Origin of the sequence: Pseudomonas sp. NFIX49 (genome assembly GCF_900115915.1) — a bacterium.
Classification (GTDB): Bacteria; Pseudomonadota; Gammaproteobacteria; order Pseudomonadales; family Pseudomonadaceae; genus Aquipseudomonas; species Aquipseudomonas pharyngis.
Map to the genome: position 1 here is coordinate 650,650 of NZ_FOYE01000001.1, position 19,589 is coordinate 670,238.

General features: G+C 62.4%; 18 protein-coding genes. 16 read left to right on the plus strand and 2 right to left on the minus strand.

Features of this window, described 5'->3' with window-relative positions; all coding sequences use genetic code 11:
* Window positions 1-112 precede the first annotated feature (112 nt).
* Both BMZ46_RS02975 and BMZ46_RS02980 read left to right on the plus strand, forming a co-directional pair.
* A complete protein-coding gene (locus BMZ46_RS02975; RefSeq protein WP_039770736.1) occupies window positions 113-1,045 on the plus strand; it encodes an ABC transporter ATP-binding protein in 933 nt (310 codons plus the stop codon).
* The gene (locus BMZ46_RS02980) at window positions 1,042-1,821 is read left to right on the plus strand and encodes an ABC transporter permease (RefSeq protein WP_007950763.1); all 780 of its coding nucleotides are present in this window, start codon (window positions 1,042-1,044) and stop codon (window positions 1,819-1,821) included. The genes BMZ46_RS02975 and BMZ46_RS02980 overlap by 4 nt, the downstream gene beginning before the upstream one ends.
* Window positions 1,822-1,875: 54 nt before the next feature.
* Here the strand turns inward: BMZ46_RS02980 and BMZ46_RS02985 are convergent, their stop codons facing one another.
* The gene (locus BMZ46_RS02985) at window positions 1,876-2,394 is read right to left on the minus strand and encodes a DUF2062 domain-containing protein (RefSeq protein WP_064598575.1); all 519 of its coding nucleotides are present in this window, start codon (window positions 2,392-2,394) and stop codon (window positions 1,876-1,878) included.
* Window positions 2,395-2,530: 136 nt separating this feature from the next.
* Here BMZ46_RS02985 and BMZ46_RS02990 point away from each other — a divergent pair, with 136 nt between their 5' ends.
* From BMZ46_RS02990 to BMZ46_RS03045, 12 genes are all read left to right on the plus strand, one after another.
* Window positions 2,531-4,774, plus strand: a complete 2,244-nt coding sequence (locus tag BMZ46_RS02990; RefSeq protein WP_074688127.1) for a DNA internalization-related competence protein ComEC/Rec2 — start codon at window positions 2,531-2,533, stop codon at window positions 4,772-4,774.
* A gap of 78 nt (window positions 4,775-4,852) precedes the next feature.
* Entirely contained in the window at window positions 4,853-5,488 is a 636-nt protein-coding gene (locus BMZ46_RS02995) for a MotA/TolQ/ExbB proton channel family protein (protein ID WP_163976130.1), read from the plus strand.
* A complete protein-coding gene (locus BMZ46_RS03000) occupies window positions 5,485-5,913 on the plus strand; it encodes an ExbD/TolR family protein (RefSeq protein WP_064383505.1) in 429 nt (142 codons plus the stop codon). Before BMZ46_RS02995 ends, BMZ46_RS03000 begins: the two co-directional genes overlap by 4 nt.
* A complete protein-coding gene (gene lpxK / locus BMZ46_RS03005; RefSeq protein WP_074688124.1) occupies window positions 5,913-6,923 on the plus strand; it encodes a tetraacyldisaccharide 4'-kinase in 1,011 nt (336 codons plus the stop codon). The genes BMZ46_RS03000 and lpxK overlap by 1 nt, the downstream gene beginning before the upstream one ends.
* Before the next feature lie 24 nt (window positions 6,924-6,947).
* Window positions 6,948-7,133 carry a Trm112 family protein gene (locus BMZ46_RS03010; RefSeq protein WP_003179363.1) on the plus strand — a complete coding sequence of 62 codons (186 nt, stop codon included), beginning with the start codon at window positions 6,948-6,950 and terminating at the stop codon, window positions 7,131-7,133.
* Window positions 7,130-7,894, plus strand: a complete 765-nt coding sequence (gene kdsB, locus BMZ46_RS03015) for a 3-deoxy-manno-octulosonate cytidylyltransferase (protein WP_074688122.1) — start codon at window positions 7,130-7,132, stop codon at window positions 7,892-7,894. The genes BMZ46_RS03010 and kdsB overlap by 4 nt, the downstream gene beginning before the upstream one ends.
* Window positions 7,894-8,358: a low molecular weight protein-tyrosine-phosphatase gene (locus BMZ46_RS03020; protein ID WP_074688120.1), complete on the plus strand. Its 465-nt coding sequence runs from the start codon at window positions 7,894-7,896 to the stop codon at window positions 8,356-8,358. Before kdsB ends, BMZ46_RS03020 begins: the two co-directional genes overlap by 1 nt.
* Window positions 8,355-9,374, plus strand: coding sequence for a UDP-N-acetylmuramate dehydrogenase (murB, locus tag BMZ46_RS03025; protein WP_074688118.1), 1,020 nt, complete (start codon window positions 8,355-8,357; stop codon window positions 9,372-9,374). The genes BMZ46_RS03020 and murB overlap by 4 nt, the downstream gene beginning before the upstream one ends.
* Before the next feature lie 247 nt (window positions 9,375-9,621).
* On the plus strand, window positions 9,622-10,092 hold the full coding sequence (locus BMZ46_RS03030) for a (2Fe-2S)-binding protein (protein WP_039770687.1): 471 nt from the start codon (window positions 9,622-9,624) through the stop codon (window positions 10,090-10,092).
* On the plus strand, window positions 10,089-12,410 hold the full coding sequence (locus BMZ46_RS03035; RefSeq protein WP_074688116.1) for a xanthine dehydrogenase family protein molybdopterin-binding subunit: 2,322 nt from the start codon (window positions 10,089-10,091) through the stop codon (window positions 12,408-12,410). The genes BMZ46_RS03030 and BMZ46_RS03035 overlap by 4 nt, the downstream gene beginning before the upstream one ends.
* A complete protein-coding gene (locus tag BMZ46_RS03040) occupies window positions 12,410-13,390 on the plus strand; it encodes an XdhC family protein (RefSeq protein WP_074688114.1) in 981 nt (326 codons plus the stop codon). Before BMZ46_RS03035 ends, BMZ46_RS03040 begins: the two co-directional genes overlap by 1 nt.
* Window positions 13,387-13,983 (plus strand): nucleotidyltransferase family protein, encoded by a 597-nt coding sequence (locus BMZ46_RS03045; protein WP_074688112.1) that lies wholly within the window; start codon window positions 13,387-13,389, stop codon window positions 13,981-13,983. Before BMZ46_RS03040 ends, BMZ46_RS03045 begins: the two co-directional genes overlap by 4 nt.
* A gap of 67 nt (window positions 13,984-14,050) precedes the next feature.
* Here the strand turns inward: BMZ46_RS03045 and rne are convergent, their stop codons facing one another.
* A complete protein-coding gene (rne, locus tag BMZ46_RS03050) occupies window positions 14,051-17,275 on the minus strand; it encodes a ribonuclease E (protein ID WP_074688110.1) in 3,225 nt (1,074 codons plus the stop codon).
* 699 nt (window positions 17,276-17,974) lie between these two features.
* On the opposite strand from rne, the gene rluC reads away from it, so the two are divergent.
* Together rluC and BMZ46_RS03060 are read left to right on the plus strand one after the other, a co-directional pair.
* Complete coding sequence (rluC, locus tag BMZ46_RS03055) at window positions 17,975-18,937, plus strand: 23S rRNA pseudouridine(955/2504/2580) synthase RluC (RefSeq protein ID WP_039770677.1); 963 nt, start codon at window positions 17,975-17,977, stop codon at window positions 18,935-18,937.
* Window positions 18,924-19,586, plus strand: coding sequence for an HAD-IA family hydrolase (locus tag BMZ46_RS03060; protein WP_039770675.1), 663 nt, complete (start codon window positions 18,924-18,926; stop codon window positions 19,584-19,586). Before rluC ends, BMZ46_RS03060 begins: the two co-directional genes overlap by 14 nt.
* The last annotated feature ends 3 nt before the right edge of the window (window positions 19,587-19,589 follow it).

Sequence of the window (19,589 nt, forward strand, 5' to 3'; positions counted from 1 at the left end):
ACTGTACTTGTGCGGCGACGGCAAGCACCATTGCGCTCGAGCGCTGCGGTTGTCCTCCTCGCCGCCGGCTTTTTATCAGTCCTTTTTTCCTTACTGGGTGCGTAAATCCGATATGAGTTCCGCTCTGTCCATCCGGCAGCTAACCAAAACCTACGGCAACGGGTTCCAGGCCTTGAGTGGTATCGATCTGGACGTCGCCGAAGGTGACTTCTTCGCCTTGCTCGGCCCCAACGGCGCCGGCAAATCCACGACCATCGGCATCCTCTCGACCCTGGTCAACAAGACCAGCGGCACCGTGAATATCTTTGGCCACGACCTGGACAAGAACCCGGCGGCGCTCAAGCGCTCGATCGGCGTGGTGCCCCAGGAATTCAACTTCAACCAGTTCGAAAAGACGTTCGACATCGTCGTGACCCAGGCCGGTTACTACGGCATTCCGGCGAAGGTCGCCAAGGAACGCGCCGAGCAGTATCTGACCCAACTCGGCCTGTGGGACAAGCGCGATGTGCCGTCGCGTTCGCTGTCCGGCGGCATGAAGCGGCGTCTGATGATCGCCCGTGCGCTGGTGCATGAACCGCGTCTGCTGATCCTCGACGAGCCGACTGCCGGCGTCGACATCGAGCTGCGCCGCTCGATGTGGACGTTCCTCACCGAACTGAACCAGAAAGGCATCACCATCATCCTCACCACCCACTACCTGGAAGAGGCTGAGCAGTTGTGCCGCAACATCGGCATCATCGACCACGGCACCATCGTCGAGAACACCAGCATGCGTCAGCTGCTCGGCCAGCTGCATGTGGAAACCTTCCTGCTCGACCTGAAGAGCGATCTGGCGGTTGCGCCGCAACTGGTCGGCTATCCGGCCCGGCTGGTAGACGCTCATACGCTGGAAGTCCAGGTCGACAAGTCCATGGGCATCACTGCGCTGTTCGGCCAGCTGGCCCTGCAGAACATCGAAGTGCTGAGCCTGCGCAATAAAACCAATCGCCTCGAGGAGCTGTTCGTGTCCCTGGTGGAGAAAAATCTGTCGAAGGTGGCGGTATGAGTTCCGAGCTGCGCCCCAACCTCGTTGCCCTCAACACCATCGTTTATCGCGAGGTCAGACGCTTCACCCGGATCTGGCCGCAGACTCTGCTGCCGCCGGCGATCACCATGGTCCTGTACTTTGTGATCTTCGGTAACCTGATCGGCCGGCAGATCGGCGACATGGGTGGCTTCACCTACATGGAGTACATCGTGCCGGGGCTGATCATGATGTCGGTGATCACCAACTCCTACGGCAACGTGGTGTCGAGTTTCTTCGGCAGCAAGTTCCAGCGCTCCATCGAAGAACTGATGGTCTCGCCGGTTTCGCCGCACACGATCCTGATCGGTTACACCATTGGTGGTGTGCTGCGAGGCCTGATGGTGGGCGTGATCGTGACGATTCTGTCGCTGTTTTTCACCCATCTGCAGGTACACCATCTCGGTGTGACGGTGCTGGTGGTGGTGCTGACCGCGACGATCTTCTCGCTGCTGGGCTTCATCAACGCGGTGTTTGCACGCAACTTCGATGACATCTCGATCATCCCGACCTTCGTGCTGACCCCGCTGACTTACCTCGGTGGCGTGTTCTACTCGATCACCTTGCTGCCGCCGTTCTGGCAGACCGTGTCGCTGGCCAACCCGGTGCTGCACATGGTCAACGCCTTCCGTTACGGCATCCTCGGTGTGTCGGACATTCGCATCGGTATCGCGATCACCTTCATGCTGGTGGCGACCGTGGTGTTGTATATCGGTTGTTCGCGGTTGCTGGTGAGCGGGCGCGGCATGCGCACCTGATCCCTTCGACGCTGCAACGAAAAACGGCCTCCCACAGTGGAGGCCGTTTTGCATTCACGCCTGACGTCTTTTCTTGCGCCGCGCCCATTGCCGGGCCACCCACCAGCGCCAGTACAGCATCACCAGACAGTAGGCGAGGGCGCCCAGTGCCAGCCCGACCACCACAGAACCCAGCAGGAACGGTTGCCACAAGGTCGAGAGCTCACCGCTGATCCATTCCCAGGTCAACTCGTCCGGAAGTGTGCGGGCCGGAACGTCCATCAGCCAGGCCCCGGCCTGATAGGTGCAGAAGAACACCGCCGGCATGGTGATCGGATTGGTCAGCCAGACCAGGCTGACCGCAATCGGCATGTTGCCGCGCACCATGATCGCGAGGACGGCGGCCACCAGCATTTGTGCGGGAATCGGCAGGAACGCGGCAAACAGGCCAACGGCCATGGCGCGAGCCACCGAGTGTCGGTTGAGGTGCCAGAGGTTCGGGTCATGCAGCAGCGTACCGAGAAAGCGTAAGGATTTGTGTTCCCTGATGCTCGTCGGGTCGGGCATGTAACGTTTGAATAAGCGCCGGGGCATAAGGCTTCTCGGTCGGTTAAGGCGGCAAGTATGTCTGGATTCTACGAACCGCCCATTCAGACTTTGTGACAATTGATAACGACGCCCTTGCCCCGCAGCCGCTATGCCTGAAGGTGGGACTCTCAAGGACGGGCTTATGCGCACAGGGATGATGGCGCTGGCGGTCGGTCTGCTGGCAGCGGTTTTTTTACCGGCCCTGCCGCCGGTCGGGTTATTGCTGGTGTTGCCGTGGGTGGCGCTGATGCTGCTGCCGTTTCGCAGCTATTCACTGGCGTTTTTGCTGCTTGGATTTACATGGGCGGGTTTCAACGCGCAGATGGCGTTGAATGATCGACTGCCTTCCCGGCTGGATGGCGAAACGCGCTGGGTGGAAGGGCGGGTCGTCGGCTTGCCGCAGAACGCCGAGGGCGTCGTGCGCTTCGAACTGGCCGATGCGCGCTCGCGTCACGACAAACTGCCATCGCTGATGCGTCTGGCCTGGTACGCCGGGCCCGAAGTCAAAAGCGGCGAACGCTGGCGATTGGCGGTCAAGCTCAAGCGTCCCGGTGGCCTGCTCAATCCGGATGCGTTCGATTACGAGGCCTGGCTGCTGGCGCAACGCATTGGTGCTACCGGGACGGTGAAGGATGGCCAGCGTCTGGCGCCGGCGCAGTGGGCCTGGCGCGACAGTATTCGCCAGCGCCTGCTTGCCGTTGACGCCCAGGGTCATAACGGCGCCTTGGCCGCGTTGGTGCTCGGCGATGGTTCCGGCCTCAGTCGCGAAGACTGGCAAATCTTGCAGGACACCGGCACCGTGCATCTGCTGGTGATTTCCGGCCAGCACATCGGGCTGTTGGCAGCGTTGATGTACGCGCTGGTTGCCGGGTTGGCCCGATTCGGATTTTGGCCGCTGCGTTGGCCCTGGCTGCCCTGGGCGTGCGGTCTGGCATTCGCGGCGGCGCTGGGTTACGGCCTGCTGGCTGGATTCGATGTGCCGGTACGACGGGCCTGCGTGATGGTTGCGCTGGTGCTGTTGTGGCGTTTGCGTTTTCGCCACCTCGGTGCCTGGTGGCCGTTGCTGCTGGCCTTCAACGGCGTGTTGTTGATGGATCCGCTGGCCAGTCTGCGTCCGGGATTGTGGCTGTCGTTCGTGGCCGTGGCCGTATTGATCTTCACCTTCGGTGGCCGTTTGGGACCGTGGCGCTGGTGGCAGACCTGGACACGCGCGCAGTGGCTGATCGCAATCGGATTGTGCCCGGTGCTGCTGGCGTTGAGTCTGCCGATCAGTCTCAGCGGGCCGCTGGCCAATCTGCTGGCGGTGCCGTGGGTCAGTTTTGCGGTGCTGCCGCCGGCGTTGCTCGGGACTTTGTTGCTGCCAATTCCTTATGTCGGTGAAGGGCTGCTGTGGCTGGCCGGTGGACTGATCGATGGATTGTTCCGGGCACTGGCCCTGATTGCCGGGCGTTGGCCAGCTTGGGTGCCGACGACGATGGAAGGGTCGGTCTGGGCGCTGGGAGGTCTTGGTGCAGTGCTGTTATTGCTGCCCCGAGGCGTTCCTTTGCGCCCGCTGGGCTGGCCGTTGCTGCTGGTGCTGGCATTCCCGCCCCGGGAACGACTGGACGAAGGCATCGCCGATGTCTGGCAACTCGACGTCGGCCAAGGCTTGGCGATTCTGATCCGCACGCGCCATCACGCCTTGCTGTACGACAGCGGCCCGCGCTTCGGTGATTTTGATGTCGGCGAGCGGGTGGTGTTGCCAGCCTTGCACAAGCTGGGCGTCGAGCGACTCGACCTGATGCTGCTCAGCCATGCCGATGCCGATCACGCAGGTGGCGCACTCGCCGTAGCGAAAGGATTGCCGGTCAGCCGGGTCATCAGCGGCGATCCGCAGGGGTTGGCCGAAGCGCTGAACGCCGAAGCCTGTGAAAGCGGTCGGCAATGGCAGTGGGACGGCGTTGCCTTTCATCTATGGCAATGGGCAGAAGCCCATGACAGCAACCAGCGTTCCTGCGTGTTGCAGATCGAAGCCAACGGCGAGCGGCTGCTGCTGACCGGTGACATCGACACCAATGCCGAGCGGGATTTGCTCAACAGCGCGCTGGCGGTTCCGACCCAGTGGCTGCAAGCCCCGCATCACGGCAGCCGCAGTTCCTCATCGATGGCCTTGCTCAAGGTTTTGCAGCCCCAGGCCGTGCTGATTTCCCGAGGGCAGGGCAACTCGTTCGGCCATCCGCACCCGACGGTCATTGCCCGTTACCGCAAGCAGGGAATACACATCCACGACAGCGCCGAGCAGGGCGCCATTCATCTGCAACTGGGGCGGTTTGAGCCGGCCCGGTCGATGCGTCAACAACGCCGGTTCTGGCGCGACCCGCCGTTGCCGGGGACGGAGTACCGTTGAGCACGGTCGTCGGGGCGACGGGTCTTTATCGCGAACCGGTATGGTAAAGTGGCGCACTTTTTCGAGGGGGCTGTCACTGTGTGGGAATTGGTCAAATCCGGCGGCTGGATGATGTTGCCGATCATTCTGAGTTCCATCGCCGCCATGGCGATCGTCGCCGAGCGCCTGTGGACCCTGCGCGCCAGTCGCGTCACCCCTGAGCATTTGCTGGGTCAGGTCTGGGTCTGGATCAAGGACAAGCAGCTCAACAAGGAAAAACTCAAGGAATTGCGCGCCAACTCGCCGCTGGGGGAAATCCTCGCCGCGGGCCTGGCCAACTCCAAGCATGGTCGCGAGATCATGAAGGAGTGCATCGAAGAGGCCGCCGCCCGGGTCATCCACGAGCTGGAACGCTACGTCAACGCGCTGGGCACCATCGCTGCCATGTCGCCGTTGCTGGGTCTGCTGGGCACGGTGCTGGGCATGATCGACATTTTCAGTGCCTTCACCGGCTCCGGCATGACCACCAATGCTGCGGTGCTGGCCGGCGGTATTTCCAAGGCGCTGATCACTACCGCTGCGGGTCTGATGGTCGGTATTCCGGCAGTGTTCTTCCACCGTTTCCTGCAACGCCGCATCGATGAACTGGTGGTGGGCATGGAACAGGAAGCGATCAAACTGGTGGAAGTGGTGCAGGGAGACCGTGACGTCGATCTGGCCGGGGGCAAAGCGTGAAATTCCGTCGCAAGCCCCGGGAAACGATCGACATCAACCTCGCGTCGCTGATCGACGTGGTGTTCATCCTGTTGCTGTTTTTCGTCGTGACCACCACCTTCACCCGCGAAACCCAACTGCGTGTCGACCTGCCGGAAGCGGTCAGCGGCTCGCCGGCCGAGGATCAGCAGGTCAAGCAACTGGATGTGGCCATCAGCGCCGAAGGCGTGTTTTCGGTGAACAACAGGATTCTGCCGAAAAACGATCTGGCCACCCTGATGGAAGCCATGCAGAAAGAATCCAACGGCGACACCAACATGCCGTTGTCGATCAGTGCTGACGGCAAGGCTCAGCATCAATCCGTGATCACCGCCATGGACGCGGCCGGCAAGCTCGGTTTCAGCCATCTGCGCATGACCACGGTCGAGGCGGCGCCCAAATCCTGATGGCCATGTCCGATCGTCTGCTCGCCGCGTGGTATCAGGGGCACCCGGCCCTGACGCTGTTGCGGCCGCTGGAGTGGCTGTACCGCCGCGTGGTGGCCGGCAAGCGTCAGCGTTTTCTCGATGGCGAAGGTGAGATCTACCAGTCGCCGGTGCCGGTGATCGTGGTCGGCAACATCACCGTCGGTGGCACCGGCAAGACCCCGATGATCCTGTGGCTGATCGAGCACTGCCGACGCCACGGGCTGCGGGTCGGTGTGGTCAGTCGTGGTTACGGCGCCAAACCGGCGCAACTGCCATGGCGAGTCCAAGCCGATCAGACTGCCGACATCGCCGGCGACGAGCCGTTGCTGATCGTGCAGCGCACCGGCGTGCCGCTGATGATCGATCCCGATCGCAGCGCCGCCGTCAGAGCCCTGCTGGACAGCGAGCCGCTGGACCTGATCCTGTCCGATGACGGCATGCAGCATTACCGCCTCGCGCGGGATCTGGAACTGGTGCTGATCGACGCCGCCCGAGGGCTTGGCAACCGGCGCTGTCTGCCCGCCGGCCCCCTGCGCGAACCGGTCGAGCGCCTGCAAAGCGTTGACGGTGTGCTGTTCAATGGCGCCCTTGAGGATCGCGACGGCGGTTTCGCCTTCCGTCTCAAGCCCTCGGCGCTGGTCAACCTGCGCAGCGGTGAACGCCGGCCGCTCGATCATTTTCCGCCCGGCCAGGCCGTGCACGCGGTGGCCGGGATCGGCAACCCGCAACGTTTCTTCAATACCCTCGAGGCGCTAGACTGGCGGCCTGTGCCCCACGCCTTCGCCGACCACGCCGAATACAGCGTGCAGGCCTTGAGTTTCACGCCGTCATTGCCAGTGGTGATGACTGAAAAGGACGCGGTGAAGTGCCGTGCCTTCGCCGCTGCCGACTGGTGGTACCTGGCGGTCGATGCTGTGCCGTCACCGGCCTTCGTGGCCTGGTTCGACACGCAGTTGATGCGCCTGTTGCCGGATCGTCTTTTGCCTTAATCCGTTTTTATCCAGGGAATGTTCATGGACACCAAATTGCTCGACATCCTCGCCTGCCCGGTCTGCAAAGGCCCGCTCAAGCTCAGCGCCGACAAGACCGAACTGATCAGCAAGGGCGCCGGTCTGGCGTATCCGATCCGCGACGGCATCCCGGTCATGCTGGAAAGTGAAGCCCGCACCCTGACCACCGACGAGCGTCTGGATAAATGACCACCGCCTTCACCGTTGTCATCCCGTCGCGCTACGCCTCGACCCGTCTGCCGGGCAAACCGCTGCTGGACATCGCCGGCAAGCCGATGATCCAGCACGTCTGGGAACAGGCCAGCAAAAGCAGCGCCAGCCGCGTGGTCGTGGCGACCGACGATGCGCGTATCGTCGAGGCCTGCAAGGCTTTCGGCGCCGAAGTGGTGCTGACCCGTGAAGATCACAACTCCGGTACCGATCGTCTGGCTGAAGTGGCGGCGAAGCTGGGCCTGGAGCCGGATGCCATCGTGGTCAACGTGCAGGGTGACGAACCGCTGATCCCGCCGAGCGTGATCGATCAGGTCGCCGCGAATCTTGCGGCCCACACCGAAGCGCGCATGGCCACCCTGGCCGAGCCGATCGAAGACGTGGAAACCCTGTTCAACCCGAACGTGGTCAAGGTCGTCAGCGACCTCAACGGTCTGGCGCTGACCTTCAGTCGAGCGACCCTGCCATGGGCCCGCGATGCTTTCGCCAAGAGCCGCGACGTGCTGCCGGAAGGCGTGCCGTATCGTCGCCACATCGGCATTTATGCCTACCGCGCAGGCTTCCTTCAGGACTTCGTGAACTGGGGACCGTGCTGGCTGGAAAACACCGAATCCCTCGAACAGCTGCGTGCCCTGTGGCACGGCGTGCGGATTCATGTGGCTGACGCGTTGATCGCGCCGCCGACCGGGGTCGACACCGCCGAAGACCTCGAGCGCGTCCGTCGCCTGCTGGAGGCCTGATGCGCGTTCTGTTCGTGTGCCTGGGCAACATCTGCCGTTCGCCCACCGCCGAAGGCGTGTTGCGCCACAAGTTGCGTGAAGCGGGGCTGGCGGATCAGGTCGAAGTGGCCTCTGCCGGCACTGGCGACTGGCATGTTGGCAATCCGCCGGACAAGCGCAGCCAGGCGGCGGCCAAGCTGCGCGGTTATGACCTGTCGGCGCAACGCGCGCAGCAGGTCAGCCGCGCCGATTTCGCCAGCTACGACCTGATCCTCGCCATGGACAACAGCAACCTGCGCAATCTCAAGGCGCTGCAACCGTCCACCGGCAAGGCCGAGCTGGACTTGTTCCTGCGCCGCTACGAAGGTGAAGTCGACGAGGTGCCGGATCCGTATTACGACGGCGATCAGGGCTTCGAGCAGGTGCTGGATCTGATCGAGCGTGCCTGCGATCAGTTGTTGATTGAAGTGAAGAGGCGGTTATGAGTTTGCAGATACAACCGCAGGTTTCCCTGAAGCCCTTCAATACCTTCGGCGTTGATGTGCGCGCACAGCTGTTTGCCGAAGCCCACAGTGACGCCGATGTGCGCGAAGCCCTGGCGTATGCGAGTGCCCATGATGTGCCGTTGCTGGTGATTGGCGGCGGCAGCAATCTGTTGCTCACGGCGGACATTCCGGCGCTGGTGCTGCGTATGGCCAGCCGTGGCATCCGCGTCATCAGCGACGACGGCAATCGTGTGGTGATTGAAGCCGAAGCTGGCGAACCGTGGCACCCGTTCGTGCAGCACACGCTGGCGCAGGGTTTTTCCGGGCTGGAGAATCTCAGCCTGATCCCCGGCACTGTCGGTGCTGCGCCGATGCAGAACATCGGTGCCTACGGTGTCGAGATCAAGGATGTGTTCGCCGGCCTGACGGCGCTGGATCGCCAGACCGGCGAGCTGCGCGACTTCAGCCTGGAGGAATGCCGGTTCGCCTACCGCGACAGCGTGTTCAAGCAGCAGCCGGGACGTTGGCTGATCCTGCGGGTGCGCTTCGCGCTGGATCGAGTCGCGCATCTGCACCTGGAATACGGCCCGGTGCGTCAGCGCCTGACCGAGCAGGGCATCGAGCAACCGACGCCGACGGATGTCAGCCGCGCGATTTGCAGCATCCGCAGCGAAAAACTGCCGGACCCGGCGGTGCTCGGCAATGCCGGCAGCTTCTTCAAGAACCCGCTGGTGTCGGCGGCCGTGGTCGCACAGATCAAGGCGCAGCATCCGGATCTGGTGGCCTACGCGCAACCGGACGGGCAGATGAAGCTGGCGGCCGGCTGGTTGATCGAGCGTGCCGGCTGGAAAGGTTTCCGTGAGGCCGATGCCGGCGTGCATAAATTGCAGGCGCTGGTGCTGGTCAACTACGGTGCGGCGACCGGGCTGCAATTGCTCGATCTGGCACAGCGGATCCAGAAAGACATTTCAGAACGTTTCAATGTCGAGCTGGAAATGGAGCCCAACAGGTATTGAGGCTACGCTTTCAAGGCTGAACCCAAAGCCCTGCACTTGTTTAAAAAGTGCAGGGCTTTTTTGTTAATCGCGGGTTAACGTAGCCAGCTAACGATACCAACCATTTGCTCCACCAAAGGCCCGGTGCAGACATTCCCGTCGGCACAAGAGAGCCTGATTAGCCTGAGCCGATCTGCGCGAACCACTACCGTCCCTGCGGTGGCAGATGGCTCGACCCCATAACCTCCAAGAATATGCGGGCGTGCCCATGATTACCCTGAAACTCAATGGTCAAGATCATCCACTCGATGTCACCGAGGACATGCCGCTGTTGTGGGCGATCCGCGACGTCGCCGGTTACAACGGCACCAAGTTCGGCTGCGGCATGGGCCTGTGCGGTGCATGCACCATTCATATCGACGGCGCGCCGGCGCGCAGTTGCATCACCCCGATCGGTTCGGTGGTCGGGCAGAACGTGACCACCATCGACAACCTGCATGCCGACCCGGTCGGTCAGATCGTCCAGCAAGCCTGGCTCGACACCGCTGTGGCCCAATGCGGTTACTGCCAGGGCGGCCAGATCATGTCCGCCACCGCGTTGCTCAAGACCAACCCGAACCCGAGCGACGAGCAGATCGAAGAAGCGATGGTCGGCAACATTTGCCGCTGCGGTACCTATAACCGGATCAAGACCGCGATCCGTCAGGCATCCACTCACCTGAAGGAGGCCAAGGCATGAGCCGTCTACCGAACGATTTTGCCCTGAGCAACCTGAGTCGCCGGGGCTTCCTCAAGGGCGTCGGCGCCACGGGTGCGCTGGTGCTGGCGGCGAGCTGGGGCTGGCAGGATGCGCTGGCCGAAGACAAGCCCAAGCAGTTCGGCGCCGATGGCATGCCCAACGGCTGGATCGACGATCCGAAGGTCTACGTCAGCATTGCCGCCGACGGCACGGTGACCGTGGTCTGTAACCGTTCGGAAATGGGCCAGGGCGTGCGCACCAGCCTGACCATGGTGGTCGCCGATGAACTGGAAGCCGACTGGGCGCACGTCAAGGTTCAGCAGGCGCCGGGTGATGAGGTGCGCTTCGGCAACCAGGACACCGACGGCTCGCGCAGCATGCGGCACTGGTACGAACCGATGCGCCGTTGCGGCGCCGCCGCCCGTACCATGCTGGAACAAGCCGCCGCTGCGCAGTGGAAGGTGCCGGTCGGCGAATGCCGCGCGCAACTGCATAAAGTCATTCACACACCGTCCGGGCGTGAGCTGGGTTACGGTGAGCTGGCCGCTGCGGCCAGTGCGCTGACGGTGCCGGCCCGTGACAGTCTGCGGCTCAAGCAACCGTCGGAATTCCGCTACATCGGCAAGGAAGGCACCAAAGCCATCGACGGTGCCGACATCGTCAATGGCCGCGCGGTGTACGGGGCCGACGTGCATTTCGACGGCCTGCTGTTCGCGGTTATCGCGCGTCCGGCGGTGTATGGCGGCAAGGTCAAGTCGGTGGATGACAGCGCCGCGCTGAAAGTGCCGGGCGTCCTCAAAGTCATCCAGATCGAGCCCCGGCCATTGCCTTCGGAATTCCAGCCATTGGGCGGCGTGGCCGTGGTGGCCAGCAACACCTGGGCGGCATTGAAGGGCCGTGAAGCGCTGAAGATCGAGTGGGACGATGGCCCGAACGCCACTTATGACTCGGTCGCCTATCGCAAAGAGATCGAAGGCGCTTCGCTGAAACCGGGCAAAGTGGTGCGCAATACCGGCGACATCGACAAAGCCATCGGCAGCGCCGCCAGCACGCTCGAAGCCTCTTATTACTTGCCGCATCTGGCCCAGGCACCGATGGAGCCGATGGTCGCCATCGCCCGTTACAAGGATGGCACTTGCGAAGCCTGGGCACCGAGCCAGGCGCCGCAGGTCACCCGCGAGCGGATCGCTGAACGCCTGGGGCTGCCGTTCGATAACGTCACTTTCAATGTCACGCTGCTGGGCGGTGGATTCGGGCGCAAGTCCAAACCGGACTTCGTCGTTGAGGCTGCTGTGCTCGCCAAGGAATTCCCCGGCAAAGCGGTGCGTGTGCAGTGGACCCGGGAAGACGACATCCACAACTCGTATTTCCACACTGTGTCCGCCGAATACCTCAAGGCCGGTGTGGGCAAGGACGGTTTGCCGTCCGCCTGGTTGCACCGCACGGTGGCGCCGAGCATCACCGCGCTGTTCGCACCGGGCATGAACCACGAAGCCGCCTTCGAGCTGGGCATGGGTTTCACCAACATGGCCTACGCGATTCCCAACGTGCGCCTGGAAAACCCTGAGGCCACGGTGCACACGCGGGTGGGCTGGTATCGCTCGGTGTCGAACATTCCCCATGGCTTCGCGATCCAGAGCTTCGTCGATGAACTGGCGCACAAAGCCAAGGAGGATCCGCTCAAGTACCAGATCAAATTGCTCGGCCCGGATCGGCAGATCGACCCGCGTACGCTCAGTGAAGAGTGGAATTACGGCGAATCCCCCGAGCGTTATCCGATCGACACCGGGCGCATGCGCACCGTGCTCGAAACGGCAGCCAAGGCGGCGGGGTGGGGGCGTCAATTGCCCAAGGGTCGTGGTCTCGGATTGGCGGTGCATTACAGCTTCGTCACCTATGTGGCGGCGGTGATCGAAGTCGAGGTCAAGGACGACGGCACGCTGATCGTGCACAAGGCCGATATCGCCGTGGATTGCGGCCCGCAGATCAACCCCGAGCGCATCCGTTCGCAGTTCGAAGGCGCCTGCGTGATGGGCCTGGGCAACGCCGTGTGGGGCGAAATCAGCTTCAAGGACGGCAAGGTGCAGCAGGACAACTTCCATATGTATGAAGTCGCGCGCATGTCGTTGGCGCCGAAGGAAGTCGCGGTGCATCTGGTAACGCCGCCGGGCGAGGTGCCGCTGGGTGGCGTCGGCGAACCGGGCGTGCCGCCGATTGCGCCGGCGCTGTGCAATGCGATCTTCGCCGCCACCGGCCAGCGCATCCGTAACCTGCCGGTGCGTTACCAGTTGCAGGGCTGGCAGAAGGCGCAAGCGTAATGGACAGCGCCGATCTTAATGTCCTGCGCAGCGTGCTCGAATGGCGCCGCGCCGGACAGCGGGTAATGTTGTTCAGCGTCGTGCAGACCTGGGGCACCGCGCCCCGGGCACCCGGCGCAATGCTGGCGTTGCGCGAAGATGGCGTGGTGATCGGTTCGGTGTCCGGCGGGTGCGTCGAGGACGATCTGATAGCCCGGCTGCACGACGGACGGATTCCCGCCGACGGGCCGCCGGTGCAGTTGATCACCTACGGCGTGACGCAGGAAGAAGCGGCGCGCTTCGGCCTGCCTTGCGGCGGCACCCTGCGCCTGACCGAGGAGCGGGTCGGCGATCCGGCGTGGGTCGCCGAGTTGCTGGATCGCTGCGAGGCCCACGAAATCGTCGCGCGCGAGCTGAACATCGGCACTGGCGAGGTGGTGTTGCGACCGGCCGGCAAGACCGATGTCTTGAGTTTCGACGGCCAGACCCTGCGCGCCATTTACGGCCCGCGCTGGCGCCTGCTGTTGATCGGCGCCGGGCAGTTGTCGCGGTATGTGGCCGAGATGGCGCGATTGCTGGATTTCGAAGTACTGATCTGTGATCCGCGCACCGAGTTCGTCTATGGCTGGGAAGAGCAGCATGGACGTTTTGTCCCCGGCATGCCGGACGAAGCAGTGCTGAATATCCAGACCGATGAACGCACGGCGATTGTCGCGCTGACTCACGACCCACGGCTGGATGACATGGCGTTGCTCACGGCGCTCGACTCCAAGGCGTTCTACGTCGGCGCACTCGGCTCACGGGTCAACAGCCGCAAGCGTCGGGAAAACCTGGCTGAGCTAGGCTTGTCGGAAGCGGCCATCGCCCGTTTGCACGGGCCGATCGGTTTGCATATCGGCAGCCATTCACCGGCGGAAATCGCCCTGTCGCTGTTGGCGGAAATCGTCGCGATCAAGAATGGTGTCGAGCTCAAGCAGAAGAAGACACTGGAGAGCGTATGAGCCGATCCATCGGAGTGATTGTGCTGGCGGCGGGCGAGGGCAGCCGCTTTCGCGAAGTGGCGGGTGTCGACAAGGACAAGCTGCTGGCTGATTGCACCGGGCGCGACGGCGCGGTGCGTTCGGTGATCGAGCAGGTGTTGGTGAACCTGCCGGCGAGTCTCGACCAGCGGGTGCTGGTGACGACCGAGGCGCGGCCGCAGGCGATGCGCATGGCGCAGGCTTACGGGTGTGACATTGTCTCGATCGAGTCCACGGGAATGGGCGACAGCATCGCGGCGGGTGTGGCGGCTTGCCCGGAAGCCGATGGCTGGCTGATTGTGCTGGGCGACATGCCGTTCATCCTGCCGTCGAGTATTGAGCGGGTCGTGGCGGCGATGGCCGAGGATGCGGTCAGCGTACCGACGTTGAACGGTGATTATGGGCATCCGGTCGGGTTTGGTCGTTCGTACGGAGCGGGGCTGATGGCTTTGTCCGGTGATCGAGGCGCGCGACCGTTGTTTGCCCAAGGTCGGGTGATTGAAGTCGCGGTGGATGACCCAGGGGTGTTGTGGGATGTCGATGTGCCGGATGCGCTGGTTTTCCAGCTGTCCTGATAAAACCTTGAGGCATAAAAAAGCCCCGCCTGGATCACCAGGCGGGGCTTTTTAGTGGCTTTTGGAATCAGACGAGGGGTTTAGGCTCGTGTTCTTTTTCCTGGGCCTCTTCGTGTTGCTCGACCGCTTCCTGAACGGAGCGTGGTGCTTCGGCAATCACGGCTTCAACGGCAACTTCCTCAGCGACCGGGGCAGGAGCCGCCTCGACCACGTCGGCAGCTGGAGCAGCAGCGGCGGCAGCCAGCTCGGCTTCCTTCTGCAGACGCTCTTCTTCACGCTTGCGACGACGCACTTCGCGCGGGTCGTTCGGCGCGCGGCCGCTTGGGGTCAGGGCGCTGACCGGAGCAGCTTCAACCACTGGCGCTGGTGCTTCGGCTACTACTGGCGCTTCAACCACAGGGGCTTCAACGACCGGTGCCGGTTCAGCAACAACTACTGGCTCGGCAGCCTTGGCTTCTTCAACAACAGGCGCTTCAACCACTGGCGCTGGTGTTTCAGTGACAGCCGGCTCGGCGACCCAGTTGAACGCGGTCTGTTCTTCGCGAACTTCACGCACGGTTTCGGTCACGGTTTCAGCGACGGTTTCGACAACCGACTGTTCAGCGACGGCTGGCGCTTCAAAGGACACAGCTGGTTCGGCAGCGACTTCAACCTGAGGCTGAGCTTCGCGAGCCGGAGCTACTTCGACTTCCGGAGCAGCAGGTGCTACGACCGGAGTGGTGGCTTCAACAACCGGCGCTTCTACTGGAGCAGTTTCCAGTGTTGCAGCGGTAGCGCGTTCAGCTTGCTCGTGGGCCTGAGCTTCAGCCGGAGCGCTGATCACGGTGCTGGCAACAGCAGCGGTAACAGCCAGACCAGCAGCCAGATCGGCAGTGCTTGGCGCCTGGGCGTTTTCGCCGGTCTCGGACTCTTCCGAACCTTCGATCACGTTGCCATTGGCATCACGCTGACGCTCGCGACGGTTGCTGCGACGACGCTGACCACGGGAGCGGCGGCGTGGACGATCGCCTTCGGCGTTCTCCGAACCGTCTTCCGGCAGTTGCTCTTCGTTGGTGGTGGTTTCTTCTTCAGCGACGGCAGCAGCGGCCTGTTCGGCGCGCGGTTGACGCTCTTCACGCGGAGGACGTGGCGCACGTTCTTCACGTGGCTGACGGGCCGGACGCTCTTCAGCGGTGGCGGCGGCAGCAACGGCCGGAGCGGCATCCAGCGGCTCGCGCAGTTCACGTACGCGTTCTTCACGCTCGCCACGCGGCTTGCGATCTTCACGCGGAGCACGTGGTGCACGTTCTTCGCGAGGCGCGCGTGGTGCGCGTTCTTCGCGGGCTACCGGTGCTTCGTCACGGGATTCGCGTGGCTCGCGGACTTCACGTGGTTCGCGCGGTTGACGCTCTTCACGCGGCTCACGTGGTGCGCGCTCTTCACGCGGTGCACGCTCTTCGCGCGGCTTGCGTTCTTCATCGCGGCGACCGTTACGGTTGCGGCTCTGCTGACGACCGTTGCGACGCTCTTCGTTGCGGGCCGGACGCTCGGTGGCTGGTTTTTCAACCACGACCGGAGCAACCGGCTCTTCCTTGGTGGCGAACAGGCTGACCAGCGACTTCACCAGGCCTTTGAACAGGCTTGGCTCTGGCGCAGCAACCGGAGCAGGTGCCGGGGCCGGAGCGGCGACTTCGGTCGGAACCGGAGCGTTGGCGCGGGCCGGAGCGGTCTTGACCGCGGCTTCCTGGCGAACCAGGGTGCGGGTCGCGGCGGCTGGCTGGACGTCTTCGACATCGGCGGCAGCGGCAGCGATTTCGTAGCTGGACTGGTTGGTTGCGGCTTCCGGGCTGTCGTCACGCAGGCGCTGAACTTCGAAGTGCGGGGTTTCGAGGTGATCGTTCGGCAGGATGACGATGCGGGCGCGAGTGCGCAGTTCGATCTTGGTGATCGAGTTGCGTTTTTCATTGAGAAGGAACGCGGCCACCGGGATTGGCACTTGAGCGCGAACTTCGGCGGTGCGGTCTTTCAGGGCTTCTTCTTCGATCAGACGCAGGATCGCCAGGGACAGCGATTCGACGTCACGGATGATGCCGGTGCCGCTGCAGCGCGGGCAGACGATGCCGCTGCTTTCGCCCAGCGAAGGACGCAGGCGCTGACGGGACATTTCCAGCAGGCCGAAGCGCGAGATGCGGCCGATCTGCACGCGGGCGCGGTCGGCTTCCAGGCATTCGCGGACTTTCTCTTCCACGGCGCGCTGGTTCTTGGCAGGGGTCATGTCGATGAAGTCGATGACGATCAGGCCGCCGATGTCGCGCAGGCGCAACTGACGGGCGATTTCTTCGGCGGCTTCAAGGTTGGTCTGCAGGGCGGTTTCTTCGATGTCGCTACCTTTGGTGGCGCGCGCCGAGTTGATGTCGATGGACACCAGGGCTTCGGTCGGATCGATGACGATGGAGCCGCCGGATGGCAGTTCGACGACGCGCTGGAAAGCGGTCTCGATCTGGCTTTCGATCTGGAAACGGTTGAACAGCGGAACGCTGTCTTCGTACAGCTTGATCTTGCTGGCGTACTGCGGCATCACCTGGCGGATGAAGGTCAGGGCTTCGTCCTGGGCTTCAACGCTGTCGATCAGCACTTCGCCGATGTCCTGGCGCAGGTAATCGCGGATGGCGCGGATGATCACGTTGCTTTCCTGGTAGATCAGGAACGGCGCGGAACGATCCAGCGAGGCTTCTTTGATGGCGGTCCACAGTTGCAGCAGGTAATCGAGGTCCCACTGCATTTCTTCGCTGCTGCGGCCAAGGCCGGCAGTGCGCACGATCAGCCCCATATCGGCCGGAGCGACCAGACCGTTCAGCGCTTCACGCAGTTCGTTGCGCTCTTCGCCTTCGATGCGACGGGAGATGCCGCCGGCACGCGGGTTGTTCGGCATCAGAACGAGGTAACGACCGGCCAGGCTGATGAAGGTGGTCAGGGCTGCGCCCTTGTTGCCACGTTCTTCTTTTTCGACCTGAACGATGACTTCCTGGCCTTCGCTCAGGACGTCCTTGATGTTGACGCGGCCTTCAGGGGCTTTCTTGAAGTATTCGCGGGAGATTTCTTTGAGGGGCAGGAAGCCGTGGCGCTCGGAGCCGAAATCGACAAAGGCAGCCTCAAGGCTTGGTTCGATGCGAGTGATGCGGCCTTTATAGATGTTGGCCTTCTTCTGCTCGCGTGCACCGGATTCGATGTCCAGGTCGTAGAGGCGCTGGCCATCTACCAGTGCAACACGCAACTCTTCGGGTTGAGTTGCGTTAATCAGCATTCTTTTCATGTAGTACCGTCGGTTTCCGGGCTGCCGGAAACGGCGTTCGGCACACACGACTTCTCACGGTCGGTGTCAGGTGCGTCGGGAGTGGTTGGCCATTCCCGTGTCCAGCGATGTCCGGCCAATTGGGCCGTTATCGCGACGTACGCGTCCTGCTTGCTGTGGCTACTTAAGCACTCAGTCAGGAGGAGGAATCAACCGGTGGCTGTGGACGAGATGAAGCGTCTTGATAAAACCTGTTGCTACACAGTCCAGCGGTTGTGCATCTCCACCCTACACGTATCCCTGATAATTCGGGTGCTGCCGCGCGCAGAATCCGCAGCGGGTTGGCATTTACCGTGAGCTCCGAAAGGGGAGGTCACGCATCATGGCTAATTCAGGCGGTGTTTCCGGAGTCTTCGCTCGGGGTCATCCGCGGCTGACTGCACTTTGTGAACTGGCCGTGAATATGGCTCGCGTGGCGAGTCAAAACTCTGCTTTGCGGCGTGATTCAGGCCTCATGTCACCTGCGCTTGTTACAGCTGCAAACTCCACCGTTACGTAGCAAAAGCCCCGTAGGACGGCCTCGCGTCCTGGTGAATTGCGTTGGTCAGGGCCGGTTTTTGACCGTGATTCCTCTGTCCAGGCCGCTTTTGGCGGCGTTCGCGACTATAGCAGCAATGATTAAGTGCTTCAATTCCATAAAAAATTGTTATTATCCGCGCCATGACGACTACTGCCCCTACGACTCCAGGCGTTCAACTGCTTGAGGTCTCGCCGGAATATGCCGGCCAACGAATCGACAATTTCCTCCTCGCCCGGCTCAAAGGCGTGCCCAAAACCTTGATTTACCGCATTTTGCGCAAGGGCGAAGTGCGCGTGAACAAAGGTCGGATCAAGCCCGAATACAAGCTGCAGGCCGGCGATATCGTGCGCGTGCCGCCAGTGCGCGTGCCTGAGCGTGACGAACCGGTGCCTTTGGCCCAAGGCCTGTTGCAGCGCCTGGAAGCCTCGATTGTCTACGAAGACAAAGCCCTGATCGTGATCAACAAGCCCGCCGGCATTGCGGTTCACGGTGGCAGCGGCCTGAATTACGGCGTTATCGAAGCCTTTCGTCAGTTGCGCCCCGATGCCAAGGAGCTCGAGCTGGTTCACCGTCTCGATCGCGACACCTCCGGCCTGCTGATGATCGCCAAGAAACGCAGCATGTTGCGTCACTTGCATGCCGCGTTGCGCGGTGACGGTGTCGACAAGCGCTACATGGCACTGGTTCGCGGCAACTGGGCGACCTCGATCAAGCAGGTCCGTGCGGCGCTCGGCAAGAGCAATCTGCGCTCCGGTGAGCGCATGGTCGAGGTCGACGAGGAGGAGGGCAAGGAGTCTGTGACCGTGTTCAAGGTCCTGCGTCGCTTCGGCGATTTTGCCACTTTGATCGAGGCCAAACCGATCACCGGTCGCACGCACCAAATCCGCGTCCACACGTTGCACGCCGGGCACTGCATTGCCGGCGACACCAAATACGGCGATGACGGTTTCAGTAAGGAAATCCGTGATCTGGGCGGCAAGCGCCTGTTCCTGCACGCCTACATGCTGACCGTGCCGCTGCCCGATGGCGGTGAACTCAAGTTGCAGGCACCAGTCGATGAAATGTGGGCCAAGACTGTGGAGCGATTGAGTGCGCCCATCTGATTACAAGCTGCTGATTTTTGATTGGGACGGCACCCTGGCCGATTCCATTCATCGGATTGTCGAGGCGATGCACTCGGCGTCCGGGCGTTCAGGTTTCGAGTTGCGTGATGATTTTGCCGTTAAAGGCATCATCGGTCTGGGCTTGCCCGAGGCGATCCGCACCTTGTATCCGGAAATCAGCGATACCGAAATGACCTTGTTTCGCGAGTATTACGCGGATCACTACATCGCTGCAGAAGCCGTGCCTTCGCCGTTGTTCGAAGGCGTAGTCGAGTCGATGGCGTCCTTTCGCGAGCAGGGCTATCACCTGGCTGTCGCGACCGGCAAAAATCGTCGCGGGCTGGATCGGGTGCTCAAGGCCAATGGCTGGGAAGATTATTTCGATATCACCCGCGCAGCCGATGAAACTGCAAGCAAGCCGCACCCTCTGATGCTGGAGCAGATCCTTGCGCATTGCGGTGTGCGTGCCGAGCAAGCGCTGATGGTCGGTGACTCGTCCTTTGATCTGTTGATGGCGCGCAATGCGGGGATGGATTCGGTGGCGGTCAGTTATGGCGCGCAATCGATCGAATCACTGCAACAGTTCGAGCCGCGACTGTCGATCGACCATTTTTCCGAATTGCACGCCTGGCTGGGGCAGCAGGCTTAATAC